Annotated in this window: 20 protein-coding genes; 17 read left to right on the top strand and 3 right to left on the bottom strand. The window is 72.8% G+C overall.

Translation table 11 applies throughout. The features are described from left to right. Positions 1–34 precede the first annotated feature (34 nt). The 9 genes from U8525_RS26825 (at position 35) to U8525_RS26785 (ending at position 9198) form a co-directional block, all read left to right on the top strand. Positions 35–598: a chemotaxis protein CheW gene (locus U8525_RS26825; protein ID WP_374269372.1), complete on the top strand. Its 564-nt coding sequence runs from the start codon at positions 35–37 to the stop codon at positions 596–598. Then, positions 595–1122, top strand: coding sequence for a chemotaxis protein CheW (locus U8525_RS26820; RefSeq protein ID WP_374269370.1), 528 nt, complete (start codon positions 595–597; stop codon positions 1120–1122). Before U8525_RS26825 ends, U8525_RS26820 begins: the two co-directional genes overlap by 4 nt. Positions 1123–1386: 264 nt before the next feature. Next, positions 1387–3378, top strand: coding sequence for a HEAT repeat domain-containing protein (locus tag U8525_RS26815; RefSeq protein ID WP_374269369.1), 1992 nt, complete (start codon positions 1387–1389; stop codon positions 3376–3378). A 13-nt stretch (positions 3379–3391) separates the two neighbouring features. Beyond that, positions 3392–4264 carry a protein-glutamate O-methyltransferase CheR gene (locus U8525_RS26810; protein ID WP_374269367.1) on the top strand — a complete coding sequence of 291 codons (873 nt, stop codon included), beginning with the start codon at positions 3392–3394 and terminating at the stop codon, positions 4262–4264. Further along, a complete protein-coding gene (gene cheB, locus U8525_RS26805; protein WP_374269366.1) occupies positions 4264–5307 on the top strand; it encodes a chemotaxis-specific protein-glutamate methyltransferase CheB in 1044 nt (347 codons plus the stop codon). Before U8525_RS26810 ends, cheB begins: the two co-directional genes overlap by 1 nt. Positions 5308–5376: 69 nt before the next feature. After that, positions 5377–5763, top strand: a complete 387-nt coding sequence (locus tag U8525_RS26800; protein WP_374269364.1) for a response regulator — start codon at positions 5377–5379, stop codon at positions 5761–5763. Between the two features lie 27 nt (positions 5764–5790). Continuing rightward, positions 5791–6564: an ABC transporter ATP-binding protein gene (locus U8525_RS26795; protein WP_374269362.1), complete on the top strand. Its 774-nt coding sequence runs from the start codon at positions 5791–5793 to the stop codon at positions 6562–6564. Then, positions 6561–8282, top strand: a complete 1722-nt coding sequence (locus tag U8525_RS26790; protein WP_374269361.1) for a putative ABC exporter domain-containing protein — start codon at positions 6561–6563, stop codon at positions 8280–8282. Before U8525_RS26795 ends, U8525_RS26790 begins: the two co-directional genes overlap by 4 nt. A gap of 25 nt (positions 8283–8307) precedes the next feature. Continuing rightward, the gene (locus U8525_RS26785) at positions 8308–9198 is read left to right on the top strand and encodes an NAD(P)-dependent oxidoreductase (RefSeq protein WP_374269359.1); all 891 of its coding nucleotides are present in this window, start codon (positions 8308–8310) and stop codon (positions 9196–9198) included. Between the two features lie 69 nt (positions 9199–9267). Here the strand turns inward: U8525_RS26785 and asnS are convergent, their stop codons facing one another. Beyond that, a complete protein-coding gene (gene asnS, locus U8525_RS26780; RefSeq protein ID WP_374269357.1) occupies positions 9268–10668 on the bottom strand; it encodes an asparagine--tRNA ligase in 1401 nt (466 codons plus the stop codon). A 207-nt stretch (positions 10669–10875) separates the two neighbouring features. On the opposite strand from asnS, the gene leuS reads away from it, so the two are divergent. Genes leuS through lptE form a run of 3 tightly spaced genes read left to right on the top strand, consistent with a single transcriptional unit; the run spans position 10876 to position 14534 of the window. After that, positions 10876–13377: a leucine--tRNA ligase gene (gene leuS / locus U8525_RS26775; protein WP_374269356.1), complete on the top strand. Its 2502-nt coding sequence runs from the start codon at positions 10876–10878 to the stop codon at positions 13375–13377. A gap of 18 nt (positions 13378–13395) precedes the next feature. Continuing rightward, entirely contained in the window at positions 13396–13980 is a 585-nt protein-coding gene (locus tag U8525_RS26770) for a hypothetical protein (protein WP_374269355.1), read from the top strand. A 32-nt stretch (positions 13981–14012) separates the two neighbouring features. Further along, positions 14013–14534, top strand: a complete 522-nt coding sequence (gene lptE / locus U8525_RS26765) for an LPS assembly lipoprotein LptE (protein ID WP_374269353.1) — start codon at positions 14013–14015, stop codon at positions 14532–14534. Between the two features lie 45 nt (positions 14535–14579). Here the strand turns inward: lptE and rpsT are convergent, their stop codons facing one another. Then, positions 14580–14843: a 30S ribosomal protein S20 gene (gene rpsT / locus U8525_RS26760; protein ID WP_374269351.1), complete on the bottom strand. Its 264-nt coding sequence runs from the start codon at positions 14841–14843 to the stop codon at positions 14580–14582. Positions 14844–15015: 172 nt separating this feature from the next. Next, the gene (mazG, locus tag U8525_RS26755; protein ID WP_374269349.1) at positions 15016–16200 is read right to left on the bottom strand and encodes a nucleoside triphosphate pyrophosphohydrolase; all 1185 of its coding nucleotides are present in this window, start codon (positions 16198–16200) and stop codon (positions 15016–15018) included. Positions 16201–16306: 106 nt separating this feature from the next. Here mazG and U8525_RS26750 point away from each other — a divergent pair, with 106 nt between their 5' ends. From U8525_RS26750 to ybeY, 5 genes are all read left to right on the top strand, one after another. Next, the gene (locus U8525_RS26750; RefSeq protein WP_374269347.1) at positions 16307–18466 is read left to right on the top strand and encodes a hypothetical protein; all 2160 of its coding nucleotides are present in this window, start codon (positions 16307–16309) and stop codon (positions 18464–18466) included. A gap of 3 nt (positions 18467–18469) precedes the next feature. Next, entirely contained in the window at positions 18470–19582 is a 1113-nt protein-coding gene (locus U8525_RS26745; protein ID WP_374269345.1) for a DUF4388 domain-containing protein, read from the top strand. 96 nt (positions 19583–19678) lie between these two features. Then, complete coding sequence (locus tag U8525_RS26740) at positions 19679–20761, top strand: PhoH family protein (protein WP_374269343.1); 1083 nt, start codon at positions 19679–19681, stop codon at positions 20759–20761. A 214-nt stretch (positions 20762–20975) separates the two neighbouring features. Beyond that, positions 20976–23489: an HD family phosphohydrolase gene (locus tag U8525_RS26735; RefSeq protein ID WP_374269341.1), complete on the top strand. Its 2514-nt coding sequence runs from the start codon at positions 20976–20978 to the stop codon at positions 23487–23489. Further along, complete coding sequence (ybeY, locus tag U8525_RS26730) at positions 23486–24367, top strand: rRNA maturation RNase YbeY (RefSeq protein ID WP_374269340.1); 882 nt, start codon at positions 23486–23488, stop codon at positions 24365–24367. The genes U8525_RS26735 and ybeY overlap by 4 nt, the downstream gene beginning before the upstream one ends. The last annotated feature ends 48 nt before the right edge of the window (positions 24368–24415 follow it).

Raw genomic sequence — 24415 nt, 5'->3', positions numbered from 1 at the left:
GGCGCCCGCGCCGGGGGCTGCTATCCTCCCGGGCGTGTCCCGTTTCGAAGCCCTGCTCGACGCGTTCTTCTACCGCCCGGACGAGGACGTCGGCGGCCTGCTGGACTTCGCCGCGGGCAGCGACGACCTGGCGCGGCCGCTCCTCGAGGAGGAGCCCGTCGAGTACCTGGCCTTCCGCCTGGAGACGGAGTGCTACGCGGTGCCCATCCTCGCCGTGAGGGAGATCTGCAAGGTGCCGCTGCTCACGGAGATCCCGCGCGCGGAGCCGCACCTGCTGGGCGTGATGAACCTGCGCGGGGAGCTGCTGCCCGTCTACGACGTGAAGCTGCGGCTGCGGCTGGCGGACGCGCCGCCGGTGGTGGCGGGGCCGGACGCGGGCCTGCCGCCCCGGGCCGCGCGCATCCTGGTGCTCAAGATGGAGGACGGGCCCGCGGGCGTGTGGGTGGATTCGGTGGCGGGCGTGGTGCGGCTCAAGCCGTCCATGGTGGAGCTGTCGCCCGCGGGGCTGCGCGGGGACCGGGACTGCGTGGCGGGGCTGGGGCGCAAGGGCTCGCAGCTCTACATCCTGTTGGATCCGGAGCAGGCGCTCGCCCCATGACGGACCCCGTGAACCTGCTGGCCCGCCGCCCGCGCGGCGCGCGGCCTTCCGAGACGCCCGCGGGCGACGCGGAGGTGCAGCTGTGCGCCTTCTTCGTGGGCAACGAGGAGTACGTGCTGGACATCATGCGCGTGGAGGAGATCCTCCCGCCCCAGCGCGTGATCCCCATCCCGCATGCGCCCGCCTTCGTGGAGGGCGTGCTGCACTTGCGGGGCGCGATGCTGCCCGTGGTGGACCTGCGGCGGCGCCTGCTGGGGGAGCCCTCGCAGGAGACGCGGCGCACGCGGATGCTCGTGTGCCGGCTGGGGACGCGCCGCGTGGTGACGCGGGTGGACCGCGTGGCGGAGGTGCTGCGCGTGCGCCGCTGTGACATCAAGCCCGCGCCGGCGCTCATGGCCGGGGGGCGCACGCCGTTCGTCGTGGGCGTGTGCGGACCGCCCGAGCGCCTGCGGCTCCTCCTGGACCTGAAGGCGCTCCTGCGCGCGGAGCTGGAGCGCGACGCCCGCCCGCCCTCGCCCGGGTGAGCGCGCTGCTTCCCGCGGGGCGCGGTGCCGGGCGTCGATGCCCTGGGGTCCTTCGACCCGGACGGTGGGACGCGGAGCCCCGAGGGGGCCCGGGCGGCGGCTTCGCCCCTCCTCGCTGCCCGGACGGGCCGCCCTCCCACGTGGGGCGGGGTGGCAGGGCGCCTGACGGGCCCGCGGTCGGGCGTCGTGGAACGCGACTCCTCCAGCGGCTTCGAGCAGGATGGAGCCATCCCGAGGAACGAAGGCCCCGAAGGAGGACGGCGGATGAGCGACACGGAGCGGTCCCCCGCGGGGCAGGAGGAGGCTCGGTACCGGGCGCTCCAGGCGGTGGATCCGCGCGCGCCCGGAGCCCTGGAGACCTTCACCATCGGCCTGCATGACGAGAGCTGGCGCGTGCGTCACGCGGCGGCGGAGGGCCTGCGCCGCGTGCCGGACGCGCAGGGCGTCACCGCGAGGCTCATCTCCGTCCTGGGGGAGCGCGGCGAGGCGGGCGCGCGCAACGCGGCGGCGGAGGCGCTGGCCGGGATGGGGCCGGTGGCCGTCCCACCGCTGGTGCGGCTGCTGGAGCACGAGGACCCGGATCAGCGCAAGCTGGCGGCGGACATCCTGGGGCAGCTGGGCCAGCCGCAGGTGGAGGACGTGCTCCTGCGCGCGCTCTCCGACGAAGACCTCAACGTGCGCGTGGCGGCCGCGGAGGCGCTGGGCCGGGTGGGCGGGGACGCCGCGGCGCGGGCGCTGGAGGACCTGCTGGACGCGTCCACGCCGCTGCTGCGGCTGGCGGCGCTGGAGGGCCTGGCGTCGCTGAAGCGCGCGCCCCCGCTGGAGCGCGTGATGGCGTTGGTCGAGGACCCGGGGGTGCAGCGCAGCGCCCTGCGGCTCCTGGGCCTGTACCCGCCCGGCGTGGCCACGGAGCGCATCTGCCGGGCCCTGGCCTCGTCGGTGCGCTCGGTGCGCGAGGCGGCGCTCGTCGCGCTGGGGACGCAGGCCGCGGGGCTGGAGCCCTATGAGCGCGGCGAGCTGGACGCGGTGGCGCGCTCGGTGCTGGGCGGCATCGCGGGCGTGACGAAGCACGTGGCGCAGGCGCTGGACGGCGAGGATGTCCAGGTGCGGGCCGGCGCGCTGGTGGCCGCCGGGGCCCTGGGGGAGGCGTCGCTCGCGGTGGCGGTGGCGGAGGTGGCTCGCGAGGACCGGCTCTTGCGCGAGGTGCTCTTCACGCTGGGGCAGCTGGGGGCGGAGGGCCGGCGCCTGCTGCTCGGGAGCATGGGCACGCTGTCGCTGCCCGCGCGCACCGTGGCGGCGGAGGCGCTGGTGCTCCTGGTGGACTCGACGTCGGTGCAGGAGCTGTGCGCGCTCCTGGAGTGGGCGGAGGACGACCTGCGCGCGGTGGTGGTGCGGGCGTTGGGGCGCACGCAGTCGCCGGAGGCCGTGGCGCCGCTGGTGGAGCTGCTCGCGGATCCCGCCTTGTCGAGCATGGCGGCGCGAGCGCTGGAGCAGCTGTCCGTGGCCCATCCGCTGGCGGCGCTGACCGCGCTGGAGGCGGCGGTGGAGCAGCGCTCGACGCCCGCGGCGGTGGCGGTGCTGGGCCGGCTGGGCGGCGCGCCGGTGCTGCCCGCGCTGCGGAGGCTTGCCCGCGACGAGGACGCGTCCTGGCGCGCGGCGGCGGTGGAGGCCGCGGGCCGGGCGGACGGCGAGGCGGGCCTGGAGCTGGCGCGCGGCGCGCTGGCGGATGAGTCCCCGAAGGTGCGCATCGCCGCGGTGCGCTCCCTGGGGCAGCGGGGCGGCAAGGAGGCCGCGGCGTTCCTGGGGCTCGCGCTGAAGGACGAGGACCGCGGCGTGCGCGTGGCCGCCGTGGAGGCGGTGGGCGCGGCGGGCGCGAAGGAGCGCTCGCCGGACCTGGAGGCACTGGTGCGCCACGGGGACGGCGCGCTCGCGATGCTGGCGGTGCGGGCCCTCACGAAGCTGGGGACGGTGGGCGCGGGGGTCCTGTGGGACGCGCTCAGCCACCCGGACGCGGAGGTGGTGAAGGCGGCGCTGGCGGCGCTGACGTCGGCGGAGGCCTCGGCGGATGGGGCGGCGCTGGCGGTGTCGCTGCTGGGCCATCCCCGCTGGGACGTGCGGGCGGCGGCGGCGCGCGTGCTGGGGGGCCTGGGGCGGCCGGAGTGCCTGCCCGCGCTCGAGCACGCGCTGGCGGTGGAGCAGGACGCGCTGGCCCGGGTGGCGCTGTCGGACGCGGTGGACCAGCTGTCGGGGCGGTGAGGGGAGGACTCGCATGCCACGCTTCGACGAGGGCCGCCCGGAGATGACGCTGGAGGAGTTCCGGCTGCTGCGCGACCACGTCTACGCGCACTGCGGAATCCTCATCCACGAGAACATGAAGTTCGTGATGGAGCGCCGGCTGTGGCCCCGGCTGGAGGCGCTGGGGCTCCAGGACTTCGGCGCCTACCACCGCTACCTGCGCTACGACGCCCAGCGCAGCGCGGAGCTGGAGGCGGCGGTGGAGTCGCTCACCACGCACGAGACGTACTTCTTCCGCGAGCCCGCGCAGCTCAAGGCCTTCCGCGAGGAGCTGCTCCCCATCCTGGAGAGGCGCAACGCGCACACGCGGCGCTTGCGGCTGTGGTCCGCGGGGTGCTCCTCCGGCGAGGAGGCGTACACGCTGGCCATGCTCCTGAAGGAGAGCGGCCGCTTCGACGCCTGGGACGTGGAGGTGCTGGGCACGGACCTGTCGCGCCGCGTGCTGGCCGTGGCCCGCCGCGCCGAGTACGGCCCCAGCGCCCTGCGCGCGACGCCTCCGGACCTGCTGGAGCGCTACTTCGTGCCCGCGGGGGTGAGCCGCTTCCGCGTGCGCGATGACGTGCGGGCGTGGGTGAGCTTCGGCCACCACAACCTGTCCGACGTGGCGGGCAGCCAGCTGGTGCCGCGCTCGGACGTCGTCTTCTGCCGCAACGTGATGATCTACTTCGACCTGGCCGCGCGCCGCCGCGTGCTGGGCATCATCCGCGACCGGCTCTGCCCCGGGGGCTACCTGCTCCTGGGCCACGCGGAGAACCTGCTCAGCCTGGGCGCGGACTTCGAGCTGGTGCACCTGAAGGGCGACCTCGTCTACCGCCGGCCCGAGCTCCCGGGCGGGGAGGGGCGCTGATGGGACGCCCGCTCACGGTGCTCGTCATCGACGACTCGGCCGCCAACCGCCGCACGCTCACCCTGCTGCTGGAGTCCTCCGCGGAGGTGCGGGTGCTGGACTGGGCCCAGGACGGCGAGGAGGGCCTCAAGAAGGTCCTGGACCTGAAGCCCGACGTGGTGACGCTGGACCTGGAGATGCCCCGGCTGGGCGGCCACACCTTCCTGCGGCTGCTCATGCGCGCGGCGCCCACGCCCGTCATCGTCATCTCCAGCTACGCGCACCGGTCGGACGTGTTCAAGGCGCTGGAGCTGGGCGCGTTCGACTTCATCGCCAAGCCGCCCCAGGTCACGCCGGCGGCGCTGGAGCAGCTGCGGCGAGAGCTGCTCGACAAGGTGCTCGCGGCGCGCCACGTGAAGCCCGGAGGCCATCACGGGGCCGCGGCGCGCGGCGCCGTGCTACCGGAGGCGCTGCCGCAGATCATCGCCGTGGGCGCGTCCACGGGCGGGCCTCCCGCGGTGCAGCGGCTCCTGGAGGGGCTGGGCTCCGAGCCGGGCGTCAGCGTGCTGGTGGGCCAGCACATGCCCTCGCAGTTCACCCGGGCCTTCGCGGAGCGGTTGGACCGCATCGGCCCCTTCACGGTGACGGAGGCGTGCGAGGGCGACGTGGTGGAGCCTGGCCACGTCTACATCGCGCCGGGCGGCCGGCACCTGGTGCTGTCGGACCGCACCGGGCGCCTGGAGCTGCGCACGCCGTCGCCGGTGCCCGCGGACAAGTACGCGCCGTCGGTGGACCGGCTCTTCGAGAGCGTGGCGGAGGTGCTGGGCCCGCGCGCGGTGGCGGTGGTGCTGACGGGGATGGGCGCGGACGGGGCGCAGGGCGTGCGCGCGGTCCGGCGCGAGGGCGGCGAGACGTGGGCCGAGTCCGAGGACTCGGCGGTGGTGTACGGCATGCCCAAGGAGGCCATCGCCACCGGGGCGGTGTCCCGGGTGCTCCCCCTGGACGACATCGGCTCGGAGCTGGCCGCGCTGGTGCGCCGTCGCCGGCAGCCCGCAGGGCCATGAATCGCTGGATGCCTGACAGCCGCCGCACATTCCGGGGCTGGACGGCGCGCCGATGCTAGGCTGAGGGGCATGTCGCAGCAGCCGATCCGCGCGCTGGTGGTGGATGACTCGCAGGCCATGCGCCGCAGCATCATGTACGCGCTCCAGCGCCTGACGGACGTGGTCTGCATCGAGGCGCAGGACGGCGTGGAGGGGCTGAAGAAGCTCACCACACAGGGGCGCTTCGACCTGGTGATGACGGACATCAACATGCCGCTGATGGACGGGCTGAAGCTCATCCACCACATCCGCCAGACGGAGGACCACCGGGCGGTGCCCATCGTCGTCGTGACGACGGAGGGCGCGGCCGCGGACCGGGAGCGGGCCATGGCGCTGGGGGCCACGGCCTACCTGGTGAAGCCCGTGCAGGCCCGCGTGGTGCTGGACACGGTGAAGGAGCTGTTGAAGCTCGGCTGAGCTTCGACAGACCACCCAAGGGCACGCATGGAACCGGCGCTGGACGTCGAGGGGCTGGAGAAGACGTACGGCGCGGTGCGGGCGGTGCGCGGGCTGTCCTTCCAGGTGGCGCCGGGCGAGGTGCTGGGCCTCGTGGGGCCCAACGGCGCGGGCAAGACGTCCACGCTGCGGTGCCTGGCCGGCATCCTCCCGCCGTCCGCGGGGCGCGTGCGCGTGGCGGGCGTCGATGTGGCGGAGGGGCCGGTGGAGGCGAAGCGGCAGCTGGCGTTCCTCCCGGACGAGCCGCGCTTCTTCGAGTACCTCACCGTCTGGGAGCACCTGAACTTCACCGCGCGCCTCTACGGCGTGGAGGACTGGGAGGAGCGGGGCCGCGCGCTGCTGGAGGAGATGGAGCTCACGGGCCGGGAGCGGTCGCTGCCGGGCGAGCTGTCGCGGGGCATGAAGCAGAAGCTGTCCATCGCCTGCGGCTTCCTGCACCAGCCCCGGCTCATCCTCCTGGATGAGCCGCTGACGGGGTTGGATCCGCTGGGCATCCGCCGCATGAAGGCCTCGCTGCGCCGCCGCGCGGAGGAGGGCACGGCCCTGGTGCTGTCGTCGCACCTGCTGCCGCTGGTGGAGGAGCTGTGCCACCGGCTGCTCGTCATCGCCGGAGGGCGCGCGGTGGCGCTGGGCTCCCTGTCGGAGATCCGCGAGCAGATGGCGGGCGGGGTCGGGGACGGCGCGTCGCTGGAGGAGCTGTTCGTGCGCATCACCAGCGCGGCGTCGGAGGCGGCGGGGGCGCGGGGGAACGAACCGGCGTGAGCTTCCCGAGCGCGGTGGCGTTCCTCTGGGTGAGGACGTGGCGCAACCGGGCGGTGCGCCAGGTGCAGCGGCTGAAGCGCCCGCGCTACCTGCTGGGCGCGCTGGTGGGGCTCGCGTACCTGTACTCGCTGGTGGGGCGCAGCGTGTTCGTCCAGGGCACGGGCCGCGCGGTGTCCCCCAACGCGCGGCTGTTCGCGGAGCTCTCGCTGGAGATGTCCGTGCTGGGCACGCTGGTGACGGCGTGGGTGCTGGGCGCGGACCGGCCCGCGCTGACCTTCACGCAGACGGAGGTGCAGACCTTCTTCTCCGCGCCCGTCAAGCGCGCGGCGCTCCTGCACTACAAGCTGCTGCGCGGCCTCCTGAGCGCGACGCTCGCGGCGCTGGCGGCGACGTTCTTCGTGGGGCGCTTCACCAGTCCCCGGCCGGGGCTCTTCTTCCTGGGCGCGGCGCTGGCCATGGGGACGCTCTACCTGCACGGCACGGCGGCGTCCTTCGTGCGCGCGTGGCTCGTGTCGCGGGGGCGCTGGGGCAGCGGGGTGCGGTGGACGGTGGTCGCGGGCGTGCTGGTGGCGGCGGTGAGCACGCTGCTGTCCACGCTGCGCGAGCACCCGCTGCCGGAGAACCTCGCCGCGCCCTTCGCCGTGCGCGAGTGGCTGCGCGACGTCATCAACGCCCCCGGCCCCCGCGCGGTGCTGTGGCCGGGCCGGGCGCTGGTGGCCCCGTCGATGGCGCGAAGCTGGCCGGACTTCCTTCGCTACCTGCCCGCGTCGCTGGCGCTGCTGGTGGCGCACTACGCCTGGGTGATGGCGGTGGAGGTGCCCTTCGAGGACGCGGCGGTGGCCGGGGCGGAGGAGCGGACGCGGCGGCGGGCACAGCGGGCCGCGCGCACGGCCTCGCTGCGCGTGGGCCGGGTGCCCTTCGAGCTGACCGCCCGGGGGCGGCCGGAGGTGGCCATCCTGTGGAAGAACCTCATCGCGCGCCGGCGCATGGGCAGCGGGCTGGTGATGCTGCTGGCCTTCGGGGTGCTGGGCGCCGTGTTCGCCCTGGTGATGGGGGACACCCGGCTGTTCTCCAACAGCCGTGAGTTCCTGGGCCCCCTGGCCCTGATGGTCGCGGTGGCCATGGCCGTGATTGGCCCCAGCGCGTTCCGCACCGACCTGCGCATGGACCTGCCGAAGCTGGAGCTCCTGCGCGCGCTGCCCCTGACCGGGCGGCAGGTGGTGGGCGCGGAGCTGGCGGCGTCCGCGCTGGTGCTGGGGGTGGCGCAGGGGGTGATGCTGCTCGTGGCGCTGGTGCTCGGCGTGGGCCGGGAGGACGCGACGCTCGCGCCGTGGTCCACGCCGGTGGTGCTGGGGCTCATGGCCGTGTTGCCGGCGCTGGGCCTGGCGGGGCTCTTGGTGCAGAACGCGGCGGTGGTGCTGCTGCCCGCGTGGATCCCCGCGGACGCCGAGCGGGCGCGCGGCGTGGAGGCCCTGGGGCAGCGGCTGCTCACGCTGGTGGGCACGCTGGTGGTGACGCTCCTGGGACTGTTGCCGGCCGCCGTGGTGGCCCTCCTCGTGGGCTATCCGCTGTTCACTGTCCTGGGCCGCTGGGCGGTTCCGCTCGCGGGGCTGGCGGCGGCGGGGGCACTCTTCGCGGAGGTGGCGCTGGGCGTCGCCGTCCTGGGCCGCGCCTTCGAGCGGCTGGACGTGTCGGAAGAACAGTCGAACGAAGCGTGAACGCGCGCGGGAAGGGAGCCTCTCCATGAAGGTCGGTTTCATCGGGTTGGGGAACATGGGCACGCCGATGGCGAAGCACCTCGCCGACGCGGGCCACGAGCTCGTCGTCTGGAATCGCACCGCCTCCAAGGCGGAGCCGCTGAAGCAGCACGGCGCGCGCGTGGCGAAGACGCCCGCCGAGGCCGCCCGCGACGCGGAGGTCGTCGTGTCCATGCTCGCGGACGACCACGCCGCGGAGGCCGCCGTGCTGGGGAAGGACGGCGTCGTCAGCGCCCTGCCGAAGGACGCCATCCACGTCTCCTCCAGCACCATCTCCGTCGCGCTGTCGGAGCGCCTGACCCGGGCGCACGCGGACGCGCGGCAGGGCTACGTCGCCGCCCCCGTCTTCGGCCGGCCGGAGGCCGCCGCGGGCAGGCAGCTCTGGGTCGTCGCAGCGGGGCCGAAGGCGCAGGTGGAGCGGGTGCGTCCGGTGCTCACGGCCCTGGGGCGCGGCCTCACGGAGCTGGGGGAGCGGGCGTCCGCCGCGAACACGGTGAAGCTGTCCGGCAACTTCCTCATCGCGTCGATGATGGAGGCGCTGTCGGAGGCCTTCGCGCTCGCGGAGAAGTGCGGCGTGGAGCGCGCCGCGTTCCTGGACGTCTTCAAGTCCGTCTTCGCCCGCGCGCCCATCTTCGAGAACTACGCGGGCGCCATCGCGAAGGGGCAGTACACGCCCGCGGGCTTCGCGCTGCGCCTGGGCCTCAAGGACGTGACGCTGGCGCTCGAAGCGGGGCGCGCCGCCGAGGTGCCCCTCCCGCTGGCCAGCCTCCTGCGCGACCACTTCCTCACCGGCGTCGCCCAGGGGCGCGGCGATGAGGACTGGTCCGCGCTCGGCGCGCTCGCCCAGGAGCGCGCCGGCATCGCGAAGAAGGCCTGAAGGACGAAGGGCCTCCCGGGGACGTGCCATGGGCGGCCCTCGTTGCCTTCAAGCGCGGCGCGGCGCGGCCTAGAACGTGGCGGAGCCCGGGACGCGCGGGTAGGGGATGGCGTCGCGGATGTTCTGCAGGCCGCACATGTAGACGATGAGCCGCTCGAACCCCAGGCCGAAGCCCGCGTGCGGCACCGTGCCGTAGCGGCGCAGGTCGCGGTACCACTGGTAGTGAGCGGGATCGAGGCCGAACTTCTTCATGCGCGCGTCCAGCACGTCCAGGCGCTCCTCGCGCTGGCTGCCGCCGATGATCTCTCCGATGCCCGGGGCGAGCACGTCCATCGCGGCCACGGTCTTCCCGTCGTCGTTGATGCGCATGTAGAAGGCCTTGATGGCCTCCGGGTAGTTCATCACCACCACGGGCCGGCCCACGTGCTCCTCGGTGAGGTAGCGCTCGTGCTCCGTCTGGAGGTCCTTGCCCCACTCCGGCGTGTACTCGAACTTCTTCTTCGCCTTCTGGAGGATGGAGACGGCCTCCGTGTAGTCGATGCGCTCGAAGCTGGAGCCGATGAACTTCTCCATCCGCTCCGTCACGCCCTTCTGCTGGCGCTCCTCGAAGAACTTCATGTCCGGCGCGCACTCGTCCAGCACGGCCTTGAACACGTACTTGAGGAAGCGCTCCGCCAGCGCCGCGTCCTCGTTGAGGTCCGCGAAGGCGATCTCCGGCTCGATCATCCAGAACTCGGCCAGGTGCCGCGTGGTGTTGCTGTTCTCCGCGCGGAACGTGGGGCCGAACGTGTAGACCTTGGACATGGCCAGGCAGTACGCCTCCACGTTCAGCTGCCCGGACACGGTGAGGTAGGCCTCCTTGCCGAAGAAGTCCTTGCCCCAGTCGATCTTCCCGTCCGGACCGCGCGGCGGGTTGTTCGCGTCCAGCGTGGACACGCGGAACATCTGCCCCGCGCCCTCCGCGTCGCTCGCGGTGATGATGGGCGTGTTCACCCAGCAGAAGCCCTCGCGGTGGAAGAAGCGGTGCACCGCCTGCGCCGCCGCGTTGCGCACGCGGGTGATGGCCCCGAAGGTGTTGGTGCGCACGCGCAGGTGCGCCACCTCGCGCAGGAACTCCAGCGAGTGCTGCTTCGGCTGGATGGGGTAGGTGTCCGGGTCGTCCACCAGCCCCAGCACCTGCACCTCGTCCGCCTGCACCTCGAAGGCCTGCCCCTTGCCCTGGGACCGCACCAGCGTGCCCCGGCAGATGACGGAGGCGCCCGCGGTGAGGTGCAGCACCTCCTTCTCGTAGTTGGGCAGCGAATTGGGCGCGACGACCTGGATGGGGTCGAAGACCGACCCGTCGCTCACGTTGACGAAGCTGATGCCCGCCTTGGAGTCGCGGCGCGTCCGCACCCAGCCGCGCACCTCCACCTTCGAGCCCGCTTCGACGGCCCCCGACAGGGCCTGCTTCACACTCACGACCTGCATGGTGCTCTCCCTCTGCTCCAGACCGGGAAGGCGAGTTAGTCGCGCCCGGGCCCGAGGGCAAGCGCCGAGCGAGGCCCCACCCGGGCCCGGGCCCCCGCCCACCCGGCTTTCCCGGTCAGGGGCTCGGGGCCGCCGGCCGTCCAGGCCTTCGACGCGCCAAGACTAGTTGCCCGCGTGTCCTACCTCCCGCTAAGAGACCCAGAAGCCATGGCGATGAACGAGCGTTACGAGCCGCAGTCGATTGAAGGAAAGTGGCAGACCCGCTGGGAGCAGGAGGGCCTCTTCCGGGCAGGCAGGCGCCCGGATGCCCCGAAGAAGTACGTCCTGGAGATGCTGCCGTACCCCAGCGGCCAGATGCACATGGGGCACGTGCGCAACTACCTCATCGGGGACGTCTACGCGCGCTACTACCAGATGCGCGGCTTCGACGTGCTGCACCCCATGGGCTGGGACGCCTTCGGCCTGCCGGCGGAGAACGCGGCCATCAAGGACGGCGTCCACCCGGCCATCCGCACGCGCGAGAACATCGAGTCGTTCAAGGCGGAGATCAAGACGCTCGGCTACAGCTACGACTGGACGCGCGAGGTCAACACCAGCCAGCCGGAGTACTACCGCTGGAACCAGTGGTTCTTCCTCCAGATGCTCGAGCGCGGGCTCGTCTATCGCCGCTTCAGCAAGGTGAACTGGTGTACCGGCTGCCTCACCGTCATCGCCAACGAGCAGGTGAAGGACGGCCGCTGCGAGCGCTGCGACTCCGAGGTGCAGGACAAGGAGATGCCCGAGTGGGCGTTCCGCATCACGAAGTACTCGCAGGACCTGCTCGACGCGCTCGACACCCTCAAGGAGTGGCCGGACCGCATCACCTCGGCCCAGCGCAACTGGATTGGCCGCTCGGACGGCGCGGAGGTGGACTTCCGCGTGCAGGGGCATGACGCCGCCCTGCGCGTCTTCACCACCCGCGTGGACACGCTCTTCGGCTGCACCTACGTGGTGCTCGCGCCGGACCACAAGCTCGTGGCCCAGGTGACGACGGCGGACCGCCGCGCGGACGTGGCCGCGTTCGCGAAGAAGATGGCCGCGCAGAACAAGGCGGAGCGGCTGGGCGAGGACGCGGAGAAGGAGGGCGTCTTCACCGGTGGCCATGCGCTCAATCCGGTGACGGGTCAGCCGGTGCCCATCTGGATCGCCAACTTCGTGGTGAGCGACTACGGCACGGGCGCGGTGATGAGCGTGCCGGCGCACGACGCGCGCGACTTCGCCTTCGCGCGCAAGTACTCGCTGCCCGTGCGCGTGGTCATCCAGCCCGTGTCCGGCGACAAGCTGGGGGCGGGAGAGACGCTCGACGCGGCGTACACGGACGACGGCGTGCTCGTGGACTCCGGGGACTTCAGCGGGTTGTCGTCCGCCGAAGCGCGCGTGAAGCTCGCCGCGAAGCTGGAGGCGCAGGGGCAGGGCAAGGCCACGGTGACGTACCGCCAGAAGGACTGGGGCTTCAGCCGCCAGCGCTACTGGGGCACGCCCATCCCCATCGTCTACTGCGAGAAGTGCGACCCGGAGCGCAAGGGCACCCCCGTCCCGGTGGAGCAGCTCCCGGTGCGGCTGCCAGACATCGACACGCAGGCGGTGCTCACCGGCAAGGGGGAGCCGCCGCTCGCGAAGGTGCCGGAGTTCGTCAATGCGACCTGCCCGACGTGCGGTGGCCCCGCGCGCCGGGAGACGGAGACGATGGACACCTTCGTCGACTCCTGCTGGTACTTCGCGCGCTACCTGTCGCCAAGGTACGACGCGGCGCCCTTCGACCCGAAGGAGGGCAAGCGCTGGCTTCCGGTGGACATCTACGTGGGCGGCCCCGAGCACGGCGTGATGCACCTGCTCTACTTCCGCTTCTGGACCCGGGTGATGAAGCTCCTCGGCCTGTCGCCGGTGGATGAGCCCGTCACGCGGCTGATCACGCAGGGCATCGTCAACGGCGCGGACGGCCGGAAGATGGGCAAGCGCTACGGCAACGGCGTGGCGCCCAACACCATCGTGCAGAAGTACGGCGCGGACACCGCACGCACCTACGTGCTCTTCGCGGGCCCGCCGGAGCGCGACTTCGACTGGTCCCACGAGCAGGTGGAGGGCGTGTTCCGCTTCCTCAAGCGCGTGTGGACGCTGGCCGCCACGCACCACGCCTCCTCGGCGGAGGCCACGTACTCGGGCCCCTACGAGGGCAAGGCGCTGGAGACGCGCCGGGCGGCGCACAAGTGCGTCAAGCGCGTGACGGAGGCCATCGAGCGCCTGTCCTTCAACACCGCCGTCGCCGGCGTCATGGAGTGCGTGAACGCGCTCTACGCGGTGGGCACGCCGGAGACGCCCGCGGAGAAGGCGGCCATGGGCGAGGCGGTGCGCCTGCTCGCGCGCATCCTCACCCCCATCGCGCCGCACATCGCGGACGAGCTGGCGGAGGCCTACGGCGCGAAGGCGTCCACCGTCACGGACGCCTGGCCGGAGTTCGACCCGTCGCTCGTGGTGGACGACGTGATTCCGTACGCCGTGCAGGTGAACGGCAAGCTGCGCGCGGAGGTGCGCGTGGCGGCGGACGCGGACGAGGCGGCGGTGCGCGCGGCGGCGGAGGCGGACGACAAGGTGAAGGCCGCGCTCGAGGGCAAGACGCTGCGCAAGTTCGTCTTCGTGCCCAAGCGGCTGGTGAACTTCGTCGTCGGCTGACGGCCGGAGAGGGGAGGGGTGGTGCCCGCGGAAGTGCTCGTCATGTGCTCCGCCTGCGGGCGCCCCCAGTCGGCGGCCCGCCGCCGCTGTGCCTTCTGCAACGCGGTGCTGCCGGAGGCGCCCCTTCCGTCCCGGGCTCCGGAGTCGCCCGTGTCGTCACCGGGCGTCCCCCCGCTGTCGCTGGACCTGGGCAACCGGCGCGCCCTGGCGGTGAACGACGCGCAGCTGTCGTTCCAGGGGCGCCCGGGCGGGGGCCCGGCGCTCGACGTGCCGTGGACGAGGGTGCGGCGGCTGGAGTGGCGCACGCGGCTCTACTTTGAAGCGCTGGGGCTGCTCGCCTTCACCGCGCTGGGGCTCCTCTGGGCGCCGACGCAGGCGGTGCGGCTCATGGCCCTGGCGGCGGGCGTCATCGGCCTGGGGCTCGTGGCGCTCTACCGCCACCATGGCCTCACGGTGGAGCTGGAGGACGGCACACGGATGCAGTGGCCCCTGGGGATGGCGCTGAAGGGCTCCGCCCGAGAGGCAAGGCTCACCGCGGCCCGCGCCACGCTGGCGGACGCGGGACGCGTGCGCGGCGTGCCGCTGTCCGGCTCCGGCGCTTGACGGAGGATCGCGGCCGGGTAGGGTGCGCGCCCATGCGGCCCTCCAGGAGCGCGGTGCGGACAGGTGCGGTGAAGGCGTTCCGCCGGGGGGTGTGGGCAGCGGCGGTGCTGGGCGCCGGGTGCGGCTACCGCTTCACCCCGTGGGGCTCGGCGCTGCCGGAGGGGGCGGGCCAGGTGTGCGCGCCCATCTTCGCCAACGAGACGGCCGAGCCCGCGCTGGAGAACCTCTTCACCCGCTACCTGCGGCAGCAGCTCATCGAAGCGGGCCGGCTGGCCGACGCTCCGGGCTGCACGTCCACGATTGAGGGGGCGGTGCTCAACGTCTGGGCGTCCCCGACCATCATCGGCAACAACTACCGCGTCTCCACCACCGTGCGGCTGCGCCTCGTGAAGAACGGGCAGCTGCTCGGGGAGACGGTGGTTTCGGGGACCGAGGACTACCTCCAGGGGCGCGGCAACGTCCTGGAAGCCGAGGCCAACCGGCAGGCCGCGCTGGCGCGCCTTGCGGAGACGCTCATGCGCGACGGGTACGATCGATTGGCCAGCACCTGGTGAGGACCGGAGCATCCGGTCCTCGCTCATGGTGGTGCAGCGGGACGACTAGGCCTTCTTCGCGGCGGCCTTGGCCAGCCGGGAGATGCGGCGCGCGGCGGTGCGCTTGTGCAGGACGCCCTTGCTGGCCGCCTTGTTGAGGGTCTTGGAAGCCGCCTTCAGCGCGTCTGTCATCTTCGCACCGTCCTTGGAGGCAATGGCCTCGCGGGCGGACTTGACGGCGTCCTTCACGGTGGTCCGGACGTTCACGTTCCGGGCGCGGCGCTTCTGGGACTGACGGTAACGCTTCTCTGCGGACTTGGTGTTCGCCAAGGCAATGCTCCAGCGGAAGGCAAGGCAAGGAAAAAGAGGGGCCGTCCTTACTGCGGACCCCCGGTGGCGTCAAGGCACGCGTGCGATCGCGATCAGGATTTCCTGCTCCGGAACTCCCGGGAGGCCTCCGGAATGCCTCCCGGGGCCCCTCTGATGCCGCGTGCGGGAAGAATCAAGCCGGCGGGGCGGCGTATTCCCACCGCAGCCCGGCCGGATCCACGAACTGGAAGCCCGCCCCGGCGGTGGCGCACGGCACCAGGCGCCCCGGGTGGTGGGCCCGGAACAGCTCCAGGAGCCGGGCGACGGCCGCGGGGGAGGGGGCCTCCAGGGTGAGGGTCAGCGCCGGGGCCGCCGGGGCCGGGGTGCCCGGCGTGAAGACGAGCCCCAGGCCCGCGCCCGTGTATGCCGCCGTGCCTTCCGGCGACTGGGTGGGGGTCCAGCCCAGCCAGGAGGCCACGCCGTCCCAGAAGGCCCGCTGGGCCGTCACGTCCGGCACGGCCAGGCGCAGGGTGGCCATGGACGCGCGCGGCGGGTGGCTGGGCGGCGGCAGCGCCTTCTCCACCGCCTTCGCGGCCTGCCAGTGGCGCTCCATGTGCTCCAGGGTGGCGCCACCGAAGGGGACCTGCTCCTCGTTCAGCTTCGTCTCGATGTACTGGAAGCGCGTGATGAAGCGGCGCGTGGCCATGCGCAGCGCGTCCTCTGCGGGCGTCTTCACGAAGCGCGCGAGGTTCGCGAGCGAGAACAGGACGTCCCCCAGCTCGTGCTCGATGGCGTCCCGGCCGCCGGAGGCGATGGCCTCGTCCAGCTCGCGCAGCTCCTCGTCCAGCTTGCCGCGCACCCCGGCCAGGTCCGGCCAGTCGAAGCCGATGCGGCTGGCCTTCTCCGTGAGGCGCTCGGCGCGCAGCAGGGACGGGGCCGCGGTGGGCACTCCGTCCAGCACGGAGCCCGCGCGGCCCGTCTTCTTCTTGCGCTCCTCCGCCTTCAGCTGCGCCCAGTTCGCCAGCACCTGCTCGGCGCCCTTCACCTGCTGATCCCCGAACACGTGCGGGTGCCGGCTGGTGATCTTGTCGCTGATCGCCGCGCACACGTCCGCCATCGTGAACTCGCCCAGCTCCGCGGCCAGCTGCGCGTGGAAGACAATCTGGAAGAGCAGATCCCCCAGTTCTTCACACAGCGGGCGCCACGGGCCGCCGTCGGCCACGCGGTCCATCTCGTCCAGGACCTCGAACGCCTCCTCGGTCAGGTAGGGGCGCAGCGAGCGCAGGTCCTGCTCGCGGTCCCACGGGCAGCCGCCCTCGGCCCGAAGGCGCCGCATGATCTCCACCAGTCGTTCCAGCTCTGTTCCAGGCGCCGACATTCATTCACTCCCGAGCAAATCCCCCGCCGCGCGCTCCTGTAGCACGGGCGCCGGGCACCACATGATTTCGGATCGCCGGGCCTGTCGCCTATCATCGGACGCCCGGATGCTCCGCTCGATCCTCGGCCTGTGTTGCAGCCTCGTGCTGCTTGTCCCCGCGCGCGCCCCTGCGTTGATGCAGGAGCCGCTCCTGCGCATCGAGGAGAAGGTCATCGAGCCGGAGCCAGACCCCAGCACCTTCCAGGCCACGGAGGATGATCCGGAGACGGACACCGCCGGTGACGCCGAGGACGCCGACGAACCGGAGCCCGAGCCCCGCCCCGACACCCGGCGCCGCGTCATCGCCCCGCCGCCCGTCCGGCCCGCCACCCCCGTCGAACCCGAAGCGCCGCCCGTCGTCGTCCCGCCCCGTCCCGCCGTCACCCCGGTGGTGGTGCCGAAGGTGACGGACGCGGAGCTGCTGGGCGTCTGGGAGAGGTGGAGGGCGGCCCGCTCCCGCAATGACCGCGCCGCGGCGGAGGCCGCCCAGAAGGAGCTGCTCACGCTGCGCGCGGAGGTGCTCGCCTCCGACCTGGAGCCCCTGAGCATGGGCTTCGTGCGCGAGGCCGCGGTCCGCCGCCGCGCCGGGGACCTGACGGGCGCGCTCGCGCTCCTGGATGTGGCCGTGGCCCTGTCGCCAGGGCTGCCCGCGGCGCGCTTCGCCCGGGCGGAGACCTACGTGGTGGAGGATCCGCTGAACGTCCCGCGCGCGCTCGGCGAGTGGAAGAACGCGCTCGCGACGCTGGCCGGGGACGCGCGCTACCGCAGGCCCGCGCTCACGGACCTGGGCGCGCTGGCGCTCGCGGCGTGGGCGGCCACGGCGGTGGCGGTGGTCGCGGTGCTCTTCCTGCGGCGGATCCGCTACGCGCTGCATGACTTTCACCACTTCTTCCCGCGGTCGGTGCGGCGCTGGCAGTCGGCGCTGCTGGGCCTCGTGCTCCTCGCGCTGCCCGCGGTGCTGGGCGCGGGCCTGGTGCCGGTGCTGCTCGTGCTCTTCGCCTCGGTCGCGCTGTACGTGGGCCGCGCCGAGCGCTGGGTGGCCGCGGTGCTCCTCATGGGCCTGGGCGTGATGCCGCTCGCCGCGGGGACGCTGGCGCGCTTCACCGTCTTCGCCGGCACGCCCGCGGAGGACGTCTACCTCCTGGAGCGCGGCGGCCTGTCCGCGGAGGGCGCGGCGGCCCGCGTGCGCGCCCGGGCGGCGGCACGCACCGCCCGGTTCCAGGAGCTGGGGGCGCTCGCCTACTACGAAGCGCGCCGGGGCCTCCTGGAGGAGGCGCGGGCGGACTTCAAGGCCGCCTCCGCCCTGAAGGAGGGCGACGCGCGGATGCTCACGCGCTTCGGCAACGCGCTCCTCGGCCTGGGGGATGAGGACGGCGCGGTGCTCCTCTACACGCAGGCGTCCAGGGCGGATCCGTCCATGGCGGCGCCGCACTACAACCTGGGGCAGGTGTACCGGCGCCGGGCGCGGCTCCTGCCGGATGAGCAGGTGGGCAAGGAGCTGGACCGCTCGACCTCCGCCATCGCCCAGGCGCAGGCCCTGGACAAGGAGCTCCTCCGCCGGGAGCCGCCGCCGGAGGACCGCCCCCTGCTCAACCTCCTGCTGCTCTCCCCGACGGTGCCGGAGCGCGACTGGATGGACCTGGCGGACGGCACCCAGGAGGGCGCTCGCGTGGAGGCCCAGGTCGGCCGGTGGCTGTCGCCCGCCCTGCCGGCGGGCCCGGTGGGCTGGGGGCTGACCGCCGCGCTCGCGGCCCTCGCCGCCGTCTTCGGCGAGGCGTCCTGGCGCTTGAAGGCGTCGCGCGGCTGCGAGCGGTGCGGCCAGGCGGTCTGCCACCGCTGCGACAAGGACCTGTCCGTGGGCAGCGCGATGTGCGGCCAGTGCGTCCACGTCTTCGCGCGCAAGAGCCAGGTGCCCAAGGAGTTCCGCTCGCGCAAGCAGGACGAGGTGGACCGCCACCAGGCGTGGACGAAGCGGGTGACCTACGCGCTGGGCGGCCTGGTGTCCGGCGCGGGGCACGTGGGCGCGGGTCTGCCGGTGCGGGGCGCCCTCTACGCCTTCCTGTTCAGCTTCGCCGTGGCCGCGCTGGTGCTCCACCGGGGCCTCGTCCGCACCCCGTACGGGGACGCGCCGCTGTACCTCAAGCTCGTGCCCGCGGGCACGGTCCTCTTCTTCGTCTACCTGCTGACCCTGCGCGGCCTGCGCCGCCACCAGCGGGGGGAGGTCTGAGCCATGTCCCTCCAGGGAACCCTCAAGGACTTCGGCATCGGCGACATCCTGCAGCTCATCGGGCAGCAGCAGAAGACGGGCACGCTCCACCTGCGCGACAAGGACCAGGAGGTGCGCGTCGGCTTCCAGGACGGCCACATCATCAAGGCCGAGAGCCTCACCCGGAAGCGCAAGGAGCTCATCGGCGCCATGCTGGTGCGCGCCGAGATCATCACGGAGACGCAGCTGGAGGCGGCGCTGGAGGTCCAGAAGCGCACCCTCAAGCGGCTGGGCGACGTGCTGGTGCAGAGCCACGCCCTCACCGCGGAGCGCTTCCAGCACATGGCCCAGCTCCAGGTGACGGAGACGCTCTACCGCCTCTTCACCTGGAAGGCGGGCACCTACGAATTCATCCAGGAGCCCGTGGAGCCCGGCCCCGACGCCATCGCCCCGCTGCGCGCGGAGACGGTGCTGATGGAGGGCTTCCGGATGGTGGACGAGTGGCCCGTCATCCGGAAGCGCATCCACCGCGACGACATGACCTTCGAGCGCGTCAAGGCGCTCCCGCCGCCCCGCGGCCCCGACGACGAGGGCGCGGGCCTGGGCGCCATCGGTCCGACGGAGCGCCACGTCTACGAGGAGATCGCCGTGGGGCGCGACCTGCGCCGCCTGGTGGACCTCTGCTGCCTGGGCGAGTTCGAGACCTGCAAGGCGCTCTACAACCTGGTCCAGGGCGACTACGTGCGCGCCATCGACCCGGAGGGCCGCGCGCCCGTGCCGGAGGACACCCGCCTCGTCGCCCGGGCGGCGGGCCTCGTGGGCCGCGTCGCCGTGACCATGGCGGTCCTCGCGGGGCTGGCCTTGATCGCGTCCCGCTGGGTCGGGAGGCAGGAGACAGGCGCCTCCCGGCTGGGGGATCCCGCCGCCCAGCGTCAGATTGCCCACGCGCAGCGCGTCCGCATCGCGGCCGCGCTGGAGGTGTTCCAGCTGGAGAAGGGGACCCTCCCGGAGCGGCTGGATGCCCTGGTGGACGCCGGATTGTTGAGTCCTGAAGAGCTGCGCTACCCGTGGCGGGAGGAGTACTATTACCGCCGCACGGACGCCCGGCAGTTCATCCTCCTACCACCCGTGCGCTAGCCGGCGGGCACGCCCTGCCCGAAGGGATGGCGGGCGTGGGGGGAGGGGCGGCGTTAATTTGAGGGCGAGCGACCACTGAACGAGGAACGACGCGCATTGCGAAACCCCGCCACGCTGGAAGTGCCCGCAGCCCGCGCTGAATCCACCCCCACCTCCGCCAAGGTGGACGTCCGTGACAACGAGACGACCCAGGCCCTGTGCGGAAACCAGAACGAAAACCTCAAGCTGATGGAGCGGCGCCTGGGGGTCCGGGTGGGGCAGCGCGGTACGGAGCTGCTCCTGTCGGGCCCGGCGGACGCCGTCGCCTTCGCCGTGCGCCTCGTGGAGAACCTGGAGGGGATGATCCGCGCCGGACGCCCCGTCTACCGCGAGGACGTGGAGCAGGCCATCAAGGTCCTGGGCCGAGGCACGGAGTCCCTGCAGGAGGTCATGCTCGGCACCGTCCTCAAGAGCTCCGGCAACCGGCAGATCGCCCCCAAGAGCATCGCGCAGAAGCGCTACGTGGACGCCATCCGCTCCCACGACATCGTCTTCGGCGTGGGCCCCGCCGGCACCGGCAAGACGTACCTCGCCATGGCCATGGCGGTCGCCTTCCTCCAGGAGCGCAAGGTCAAGCGCATCATCCTCGCGCGCCCCGCCGTGGAGGCCGGTGAGAAGCTCGGCTTCCTGCCCGGCGACCTCGCGGAGAAGGTGAACCCGTACCTGCGCCCGCTCTACGACGCGCTGCACGACATGATGGCCGTGGAGCGCGCCCAGCACCTGGTGGAGCAGGGCGTGGTGGAGGTGGCGCCGCTCGCGTTCATGCGCGGCCGCACCCTCAACGACGCCTTCGTCATCCTCGACGAGGCGCAGAACACCACCGTGGAGCAGATGAAGATGTTCCTCACCCGCCTGGGCTACAACAGCAAGGCGGTCATCACGGGCGACGTCACCCAGGTGGACCTGCCCACGGGCAAGCTGTCCGGCCTGAACCACGCGCGCTCCGTCCTGCGGAACATCGACGGCATCCACTTCTCGGAGTTCTCCGACGTGGACGTCGTGCGCCACCCGCTGGTGCAGGAGGTCATCCGCGCCTACGAGCGCTCCGAGGTCGCCCAGAAGGAGGCCCAGGCCGCCCGTGAGGCCGCCGCGGCCCCCGAAGGCGCGGCCTCCCCCGCGGCCGGCGCCACCGAGTCCTGAGGCCCTGACGCTGCCCGCCCACCCCCGCTCCCAGCCTCGCGCAGGGACGGGGGGGGGCGTCGCCGAGGGGCTTACATCGCTGCCTGTTGGCTTACCCGCATTTTTCGCAGAGCGAACTGGCGTCCGGGCGGCGGCTGTCCCACCCTCACGAATTTTCCCCGTCGCTGCTTCCTTGTAGGGAGCCTGACGTCTTCGCAGGGTGAGGAGTTCCCCCATGGCCGATCCTGAATCACCAACCCCCGGGCCCAGTCCGCTGGACGCGCTCGCGGTCCGCCTGGGGCTCGGGCGGCGTGGGGAGTGGGGCCGGCGCGTCGTGCAGGCCCTGCTGCTGCTCGTCGTCTCGGTGGGCGCGGGCTTCGTCATCTCGCCGGGCCTCTACAGCCAGCAGATCCCGGCGCTCACCGCGGAAAACCTGGGCAAGCCCTTCCGGGCCAACTCGCCGGCCGGCTTCAAGGCCGCGCGCGACTACGACATCGTCCACCAGGCGATGACGGAGCAGCGCCGCCGCGAGGCCCGGAGCGCCGTGCGCCCGGTGTACGACCTCAACCCGGCCGTGGTGGGCAACCTGCGCGCGTCCGTGCGCGCCGCCTTCGCCAGCGCGCGCGAGCACCTGGATGAGGACAAGGAGGCCCGCGCCGAGGAGGCCCCGCCCGAGGAGGCCCAGGCCCGGCGCCGCCGCCCGGCGCCGCTCACGCCGGAGGCCCTGGAGCGCCAGCGCCGCGACCGCGAGGAGATGCAGGCCCACTTCCAGGAGCAGCTCTTCGGCCAGCGCGACGCGGGGCTGGAGACCGAGGACTTCCAGGCGCTCGCGACCAACGGCTTCTCCGACGACGCGGAGGCCGCCACGCTGGTGCTGCTCGACCGCGCCTACCGCGCGGACGGCGGCCCGGTGTACGTGGCCGGCTCGCGCGAGGAGCTGGTGCGGGAGGCCCCCCAGGGCCTCACCGTGCGCGACGTCCAGCACAAGAACGAAGAGACGCTGCCCGCGGGCGCCGCCCAGGTGGTGGACCTGCGGGAGGCGCACCAGGAGATGGACCGCTTCGCCTCCGTGCCCGGCAACGTGCTGCCGGATGCCCCCGCGGCGCAGCGCCGCGCGGTGCTGCGCATCGCCAAGCGGCTGGTGCGCCCCAGCCTGACCATCAACATCGCGGAGACGGACCTGCGCCGCCGGCTCGCGGCCGACGCGGTGAAGGACGCCGTCATCGCCATCAAGAAGGGCCAGCGCGTCATCGGCGACGGCGAGCTCGTCAACGAAACGCACCTCGTCATGCTGCGCGGGATGCGCGCGCAGACGGACCGCCTGGACCTGCTCCAGCTCCAGGTGGGCGGCACGGGCCTGGTGGCCCTGCTGGTGGTGGCCTTCTACGGCTTCTGCCACGCCGCCTTCCGCCGCTTCCGCCCCACGCGCAAGGACGGCGTGCTCCTGGGCCTCTTGCTCGTGGGCCTGCTGGGCCTGCTCCAGGTCTGGGTGTCCATCGCGGACGCGGTGCAGGACCGCTACACGGCGCTGCCGATCGAGGCGTTCTACTACGCCTTCCCGGTGGCGGCGGGCGCCATGCTGGTGCGCTTCATCCTGGCGCAGGAGCTGGCGCTGTTCTTCGCCATGGTGTTCGCGTGCCTGGCGGGCGTGATGCTGGGCAACTCGCTGGCGTTCGGCGTCTACACGCTGCTGGGCTCGCTGGTGGCGGCGGACCGCATCGTCAAGGCGAAGGACCGCGTGGGCATCTTCCGCGCGGGCCTCGTCACCGGCGTCGCCAACCTCATCGCGGTGCTGTTCCTGTTCCTCGTGGAGGGCAAGGGCCTGTCCTCGGACACGATCATCACCGCGGTGTGCGCGTTCTTCGGCACCGCGCTGGCCGTCCCGGTGATGGTGATGGCGCTCACGCCGCTCATCGAGGCCACGTTCGGCTACGCGTCGGACATCAAGCTGCTGGAGCTGGCGAACCTGAACCACCCGGCGCTCAAGGAGCTCATCGTCCAGGCGCCCGGCACGTACCACCACTCCATCATCATCGGCACGCTGGTGGAGAACGCGGCGGAGACGATTGGCGCCAACCCGCTGCTCGCGCGCTCGTGCGCGTACTACCACGACATCGGGAAGGGCCGGAACCCGCTCTACTTCGGGGAGAACCAGAAGGGGGAGAACCGGCATGACGGCCTCGCGCCCGCGATGAGCGCGGTCATCATCAAGCGCCACGTGACGGAAGGGCTGGAGATGGCCCGCCAGTACCGCCTGCCCAAGCTGGTGGCGGACGCCATCCCGCAGCACCACGGCACGCGCACGGTGGGCTTCTTCTTCCACAAGGCCCTGAAGGAGCAGGAGGGCAAGGAAGGCGCGCCCCCCATCGACGAGAGCATCTACCGCTACCCGGGCCCCAAGCCGCAGTTCCGCGAGGCGGCGCTGGTGATGATCGCCGACGCGGTGGAGGCCTCCACGCGCTCCATGCCGGACCCCACCAGCGCGAAGCTCCAGGCGCAGGTGCAGAAGATCATCAACATCATCTTCTCCGAGGGCCAGCTCGACGAGTGCGACCTGACGCTCAAGGACCTGAACCTCATCGCCCAGTCCTTCCTGCACACGCTGGAGGGCATCTATCACACGCGTCCCGTCTACCCGGCGGGCGCGATGGGCGGGGGCAAGGCCGGGGGCGCGCCGCTGATGATGGCGCCCGCGCCCGCCAAGGCTGACGCGAAGGACTCGAAGGCGCGAACGGCGGGCATGTCATGAGCCGCAAGGTGGAGGGCGTGAAGCTGCGCAAGGGCAAGGTGATTCCGCGCGACGACGGCAAGCGCATCGAGGAGTTCGTCGGCGTGGCCAGCACGCAGACGGAGTCCGCGTCCGTGGCGCGCATGCGGGCCCCCCCGGGCTGGAGCGAGCCCGCGCAGACGCCGGAGTTCGACGAGGTGGTGCTCGTGCTCACGGGCGAGCTCACCCTCGTGGTGGACGGCAAGCGCGAGCGGATTTGCGCGGGCGAGGTGGGCCTGGTGCCGCGCGGCAGGCGCGTGGTGTACCGCAACGACTCGCAGGGCGCGTGTGACTACTGGTCCATCTGCGCGCCGGCCTTCCGCGTGGAGCGGGCCCACATCGAGAAGCCGGAGCCCAACCCGAGGGCCGCGGACAACCACGTGACCGTGCAGGTGTCGCACGGGCTGGGGGAGGACTACGGGCGCCTGCTCTCCTCCTGGGGCCGGGACTACCTCAAGCGCCTGGGCCTCACCGGCTGCGAGCTGTCCCTGTCGCTCGTGGGGGACCGGGCCATCCGCCGGCTCAACCGCACCTGGCGCCAGAAGGACAAGGCCACCGACGTGCTGTCCTTCCCCGCGGGGGACCTGCCCAGGGGCACCCCGGGCCCCCGCCCGCTGGGCGACGTGGTCATCTCCCTGGACACGGCGAAGCGGCAGGCGAAGGAGTACGGCCGCACCCTGGAGTCGGAGATGGGCCGCTACCTCGCGCACGGCCTGCTGCACCTGTTGGGGCACGACCATGAGAGGCCTCGCGACGCGAAGCGCATGGCCGCCCTGGAGGAGCAGCTGCTGGGCGAGCGGGGCATGGTGGCGGACTCGCTGACCATCGACTCGCGCGCCCGCCGCGCGAAGCTCATCTGAACCATTGCCGGGGGGCTTGCGGCCTCCCGTGCCTCGTGTTGGATGGAA

Origin of the sequence: Corallococcus sp. RDP092CA (genome assembly GCF_041903675.1) — a bacterium.
Classification (GTDB): domain Bacteria; phylum Myxococcota; class Myxococcia; order Myxococcales; family Myxococcaceae; genus Corallococcus.
Note: the sequence above shows the minus strand (reverse complement) of the source record. Positions and strands in the feature narration are given on the sequence as shown.

Bases quoted from the DNA above. Each gene is read 5' to 3' on its own strand.
- U8525_RS26820 (WP_374269370.1), top strand. From the start codon at position 595: ATGACGGACCCCGTGAACCTGCTGGCCCGCCGCCCGCGCGGCGCGCGG.
- U8525_RS26815 (WP_374269369.1), top strand. From the start codon at position 1,387: ATGAGCGACACGGAGCGGTCCCCCGCGGGGCAGGAGGAGGCTCGGTAC.
- U8525_RS26810 (WP_374269367.1), top strand. From the start codon at position 3,392: ATGCCACGCTTCGACGAGGGCCGCCCGGAGATGACGCTGGAGGAGTTC.
- cheB (WP_374269366.1), top strand. From the start codon at position 4,264: ATGGGACGCCCGCTCACGGTGCTCGTCATCGACGACTCGGCCGCCAAC.
- U8525_RS26800 (WP_374269364.1), top strand. From the start codon at position 5,377: ATGTCGCAGCAGCCGATCCGCGCGCTGGTGGTGGATGACTCGCAGGCC.
- U8525_RS26795 (WP_374269362.1), top strand. From the start codon at position 5,791: ATGGAACCGGCGCTGGACGTCGAGGGGCTGGAGAAGACGTACGGCGCG.
- U8525_RS26785 (WP_374269359.1), top strand. From the start codon at position 8,308: ATGAAGGTCGGTTTCATCGGGTTGGGGAACATGGGCACGCCGATGGCG.
- asnS (WP_374269357.1), bottom strand. From the start codon at position 10,668: ATGCAGGTCGTGAGTGTGAAGCAGGCCCTGTCGGGGGCCGTCGAAGCG.
- leuS (WP_374269356.1), top strand. From the start codon at position 10,876: ATGGCGATGAACGAGCGTTACGAGCCGCAGTCGATTGAAGGAAAGTGG.
- lptE (WP_374269353.1), top strand. From the start codon at position 14,013: ATGCGGCCCTCCAGGAGCGCGGTGCGGACAGGTGCGGTGAAGGCGTTC.
- mazG (WP_374269349.1), bottom strand. From the start codon at position 16,200: ATGTCGGCGCCTGGAACAGAGCTGGAACGACTGGTGGAGATCATGCGG.
- U8525_RS26750 (WP_374269347.1), top strand. From the start codon at position 16,307: ATGCTCCGCTCGATCCTCGGCCTGTGTTGCAGCCTCGTGCTGCTTGTC.
- U8525_RS26745 (WP_374269345.1), top strand. From the start codon at position 18,470: ATGTCCCTCCAGGGAACCCTCAAGGACTTCGGCATCGGCGACATCCTG.
- U8525_RS26735 (WP_374269341.1), top strand. From the start codon at position 20,976: ATGGCCGATCCTGAATCACCAACCCCCGGGCCCAGTCCGCTGGACGCG.
- ybeY (WP_374269340.1), top strand. From the start codon at position 23,486: ATGAGCCGCAAGGTGGAGGGCGTGAAGCTGCGCAAGGGCAAGGTGATT.